The 3,997-nt window shown below is 41.3% G+C and carries 4 protein-coding genes; 3 read left to right on the top strand and 1 reads right to left on the bottom strand.

Features of this window, described 5'->3' with window-relative positions:
* Positions 1 to 482 precede the first annotated feature (482 nt).
* From B4J23_RS10750 to B4J23_RS10740, 3 genes are all read left to right on the top strand, one after another.
* Positions 483 to 812 (top strand): hypothetical protein, encoded by a 330-nt coding sequence (locus B4J23_RS10750; RefSeq protein WP_291360563.1) that lies wholly within the window; start codon positions 483 to 485, stop codon positions 810 to 812.
* Between the two features lie 354 nt (positions 813 to 1,166).
* Positions 1,167 to 1,970, top strand: coding sequence for a GGDEF domain-containing protein (locus B4J23_RS10745; protein WP_291360561.1), 804 nt, complete (start codon positions 1,167 to 1,169; stop codon positions 1,968 to 1,970).
* 143 nt (positions 1,971 to 2,113) lie between these two features.
* Positions 2,114 to 3,268 (top strand): PQQ-dependent sugar dehydrogenase, encoded by a 1,155-nt coding sequence (locus B4J23_RS10740; RefSeq protein WP_034170286.1) that lies wholly within the window; start codon positions 2,114 to 2,116, stop codon positions 3,266 to 3,268.
* A 411-nt stretch (positions 3,269 to 3,679) separates the two neighbouring features.
* On the opposite strand, the gene B4J23_RS14440 is transcribed toward B4J23_RS10740, so the two are convergent.
* The coding region (locus tag B4J23_RS14440; protein WP_422652833.1) for a hypothetical protein at positions 3,680 to 3,997 on the bottom strand (318 nt) is incomplete at its 5' end.

Genomic DNA, 3,997 nt, shown 5'->3' with positions numbered 1-3,997 from the left:
TTATTCCAAAAGCCCTCTGCTTACGCAGAGGGCTTTTTTTATATAACATATAAACCTTTTTTATCTTTAACGACTAATTTTTACGACTGTATAATCTCTGATCAGTTGTGAAATGTTATACTACTTGTGTAAATATTTTTTATTCTCTGAGTCATATGCAGCAGATTCTCTTAAACACATTTGTGTTGATATGGCTCATTTTGATTTCTTCACAGCTATACGCTGTAATAGAATTAAATTTTGATCATCATCAGTATGTCAAACTTGATGGCGAATGGGATTTCTACCCCAATCAGCTGATTGATCCCACTTTTGGGTAGCGACTATCTCAGTTAACTTCCTCTAATCAGACTCTTGCTGCTGAAAAAGTTCATTTACCTAATTCTTTCCTGACCTTAACAGGTCATAAAGACCATATTGGAACTTTTCAAAAAGCCTTCAGGCTGCCTGAATCAGTCATCAATCATGCGGTTTATATTTATGTGCCTTATCAGTATGGGGCTTATCGCATGTATGTCGATGATCATCTGCTGATAGAAGTAGGGCAGGTAGGCATACATGGTCAGCATCAGACCATGATGGCGCCAAAGTTGGCTTCTTTCTTTCCCTCACGGAGGGAAGTGACGATTACCATTCAGGCTTCAAGTTATCACCATATCCGTGGCGAGCTGGAAAACAGCATGTTTATTGGCTTTAACCAGCCTATTCTGGATAAGTTTTATGATCAGGTAATATCCTTTAGGTGTGATCAGTGGCGTTCTGCTGATGATTGGCTGCTTTATGGTGTTCTTTGCAGTATTTCGCAGCCTTAAAACGCAAGCAGGTAATTTACTGCTGTTTCTAGGGTTATTTATTCTGTGCTTGAGCCTGCGTAGCTTCTTTGCAGTCCCATTCATTTATACTTTATTCACGAATATTTCCTGGGTATGGGGCACACGATTTGAGTATTTACTGACTGAATTGGCGACTCTGTTCTTCTTGATTTATATCTATTTATTGCCGTATCGACTGTTAAATCCTTATTTATTAAAAATCACAGCTTTGTTAATTAGTATCAATGTGGCTGTGACCCTGTTTACGCTGCCTTATATCTTCCAGAGCTTCTTTTTCCAAAGCTTTAGTATTGCATACTGGTTTTTATTAATCTGCTTTATGGCGCTTACCGCATGCACAAATCGCATGTGTGTTATTCCAAGATCAATTCTATTGCGGTGGTGCTGGTCTGCCTGACCTTCCTGCATGACTATTTACTTGCGCTTAAGGTAATTGATTCAGTTGAAATTGCATTTTATACCTCCTGTGCCTATTTTATTTTAATTACCTTTCAGCTCAGCCGTGACTATGCGGTGCAAAGTATTAATACCGAGTTGTTAAACAAGCAGCTTTTGCGACTGAATAAAGAACTTGATCAGAAGGTTCAGGACCGTACGCGTGATATCACCTTGCTCAATGAGAAACTCGCGCAGCAGGTGAGGGTGGATTCGCTGACAGGTGCCTATAATCGCTTTGCCTTAAATGAACAGCTTCAGCAGCAATATGAGCATGCGATAGCAAACCAATCTTCGCTGGCTGTTTATATGATCGATGTGGATTATTTTAAAAACTATAATGACTATTATGGCCATCTCAAAGGTGACTATATTTTAAAAACACTGGTTCAAACTATTCAGCAAATATTGCCTGAAAATGACTTTCTGGCCCGCTATGGTGGAGAGGAATTTGCAGTTTTACTGGCAGATATTTCCTGGCAGGAAGCTAAAGCTTTTGCCGAGCAACTTTGTGAGGTTATTCGTCAGCTCAATTTAGAACATGCCAATCGTGGGGATGACAAAACCTGGATCAGTATCAGTGTCGGAGCAGCGATTATGGATGCAGAGTATATTTATAAAAATGTTGATCGTTTACTAAAAACAGCCGATCAGCAGTTGTATCAGGCGAAAATTCTTCGCGATTCAGCCTGTATTAAATAATAAAAAACTCAATTAATGCATCAGCTATCTTATTGAGATTATGTTATATCCGCTTACGATTCCTTTAATTTTTTATTATTTTAGCCGCTGTCTGGAATGCTAAATTGGTACTTATCTGAATGAAATTAGCATGAAGAATAACAATGAAACAGACTCAAATAGCAGCAATTTTATTATTAGGCTTAGGTTCCTATAGCCTGACTGCCTGTGCCCAAGACAAGACTTCAGCATACCCAGCTGGACAATCCGCTGCCAAAACCACACAGCAAGCTTATAAAGTCGAAGAATTTGCGCAGTTGAATGAGCCATGGGCACTGATTGAGCTGCCAGATCAGCGTTTACTGATTACCGAAAGATCAGGAAAATTAAAATTATTTAATCCAGCCAATCGCAGCACTCAAACTGTTCAGGGTATTCCTCAAGTGGCCTATGGCGGACAAGGTGGCTTAGGCGATATCGCACTCCATCCTGACTTTGCCAAGAATCAGTCGGTATATCTCAGTTATGCCGAACAGGGGCAGGGTGGTTATGGTGCAGTTGTGGTTCGTGGCAAGCTAGATCTCACTAAGAGCACGCCACAGCTCACTCAGATTAAGAAAATCTGGACTCAGGTACCGAAATTTTCTTCCGGACAGGGTCATTATGGGCACCGGATTATCTTTGGCTCAGATAATAAACTCTGGATCAGTTCGGGTGAACGTCAGCAATTTAATCCAGCCCAGGACATGAAATCTAATGCCGGCAAGATTATTCGTCTGAATGATGATGGTTCAATTCCTTCCGATAATCCATTTATGAATCAGGGCGAAATTGCCAAGCAGGTCTGGAGTCTGGGACACCGTAATCCTCTCGGTTTGGCATTTGATCCACAAGGGCAGCTTTGGGTGATTGAAATGGGTCCTAAAGGCGGTGATGAGCTGAATAAAGTGATGAAGGGCAAAAATTATGGCTATCCGATTGTCTCTAATGGGGAGCATTATGATGGCAAGCCGATTCCAGATCACAGTACCCGACCAGAGTTCGAAGCACCAGCACTAGATTGGACTCCAGTAATTTCTCCTTCAGACTTATTGTTCTATACAGGTAATATCTTTCCTCAATGGAAAAATAAAGCCATTGCTACAGGTCTGTCTTCTCAGGCAATGATCGTGATTGATACCACTCAAAATCCTGCGAAAGAAATACAGCGACTGGATATGAAAGAGCGGATTCGTGGTGCGGTTCAGGCCAAAGATGGCTCACTCTGGGTGATTGAAGATGGTCCAAAAGCCAAGTTGCTTAAGATGACCGCACCTTAGTAAAAAGCTAAATAGTTAATAATACAATGAAAGAAAAAGGCCCCAACTCCTGTGAGGGCCTTTTCAAATTTAGCTCAGATACCTTTCCTCCGGTATCGATCAGCATCCTGCCGATGTTTTATTCTTGTTTTTGCAAGGCTTCCTGTCTTGGTATGCACTCAATATAACCTGAGTCAGAAAAACCGAGTAGAGGCATTGACCGCATCTGCTGTAGGCCAGAGGCGACAAGCTCACTTAAGAATATTTATCCGATTAATTCCAGAGTTCTCAGGATAATTTTACGATATGGTAAAGATAGAAGACCTTATTGAGGCTCATCTCTCTATTCAATAAAATAATAAAAAGGAGAAGCACATGCCTACCGTTCAAATTGAAGTCTGGCAACAGTATTCCCAGGCTGATGAAGAGCAGTTACTCGACAGCGTATTTTAATGTGTGAAAAATGCCTTTCAACTGCCTGACTATGACCGTAATATCTGGCTGGTGGTACATGAAGCCCATCGTTTTCAGTAGATGACTCATCTGGCCCAGCCTGAATATTTTACCTTGATCGGTATTGACTGCTTCGCTGGCCGGAGTCTGGAGACCAAGCGCAAACTGTATCAGCAGATTGTAGCAAGCTTGGGAAAATTGGGCATTCCGTCTGATCATATTCTGATTCATCTGCGAGAAAGTCCATTGGAAAATTAGGGAATCCGCGGTGGGCAAGCAGCCTGTGATGTCAATATA

It is taken from the genome of Acinetobacter sp. UBA3025 (genome assembly GCF_002367915.1).
Lineage (GTDB): Bacteria > Pseudomonadota > Gammaproteobacteria > Pseudomonadales > Moraxellaceae > Acinetobacter.
The sequence above is the reverse complement of the archived record's forward strand: the minus strand, read 5'-3'. Positions and strand labels throughout refer to the sequence as shown.

Bases quoted from the DNA above. Each gene is read 5' to 3' on its own strand.
- B4J23_RS10745 (WP_291360561.1), top strand. From the start codon at position 1,167: ATGCACAAATCGCATGTGTGTTATTCCAAGATCAATTCTATTGCGGTG.
- B4J23_RS10740 (WP_034170286.1), top strand. From the start codon at position 2,114: ATGAAACAGACTCAAATAGCAGCAATTTTATTATTAGGCTTAGGTTCC.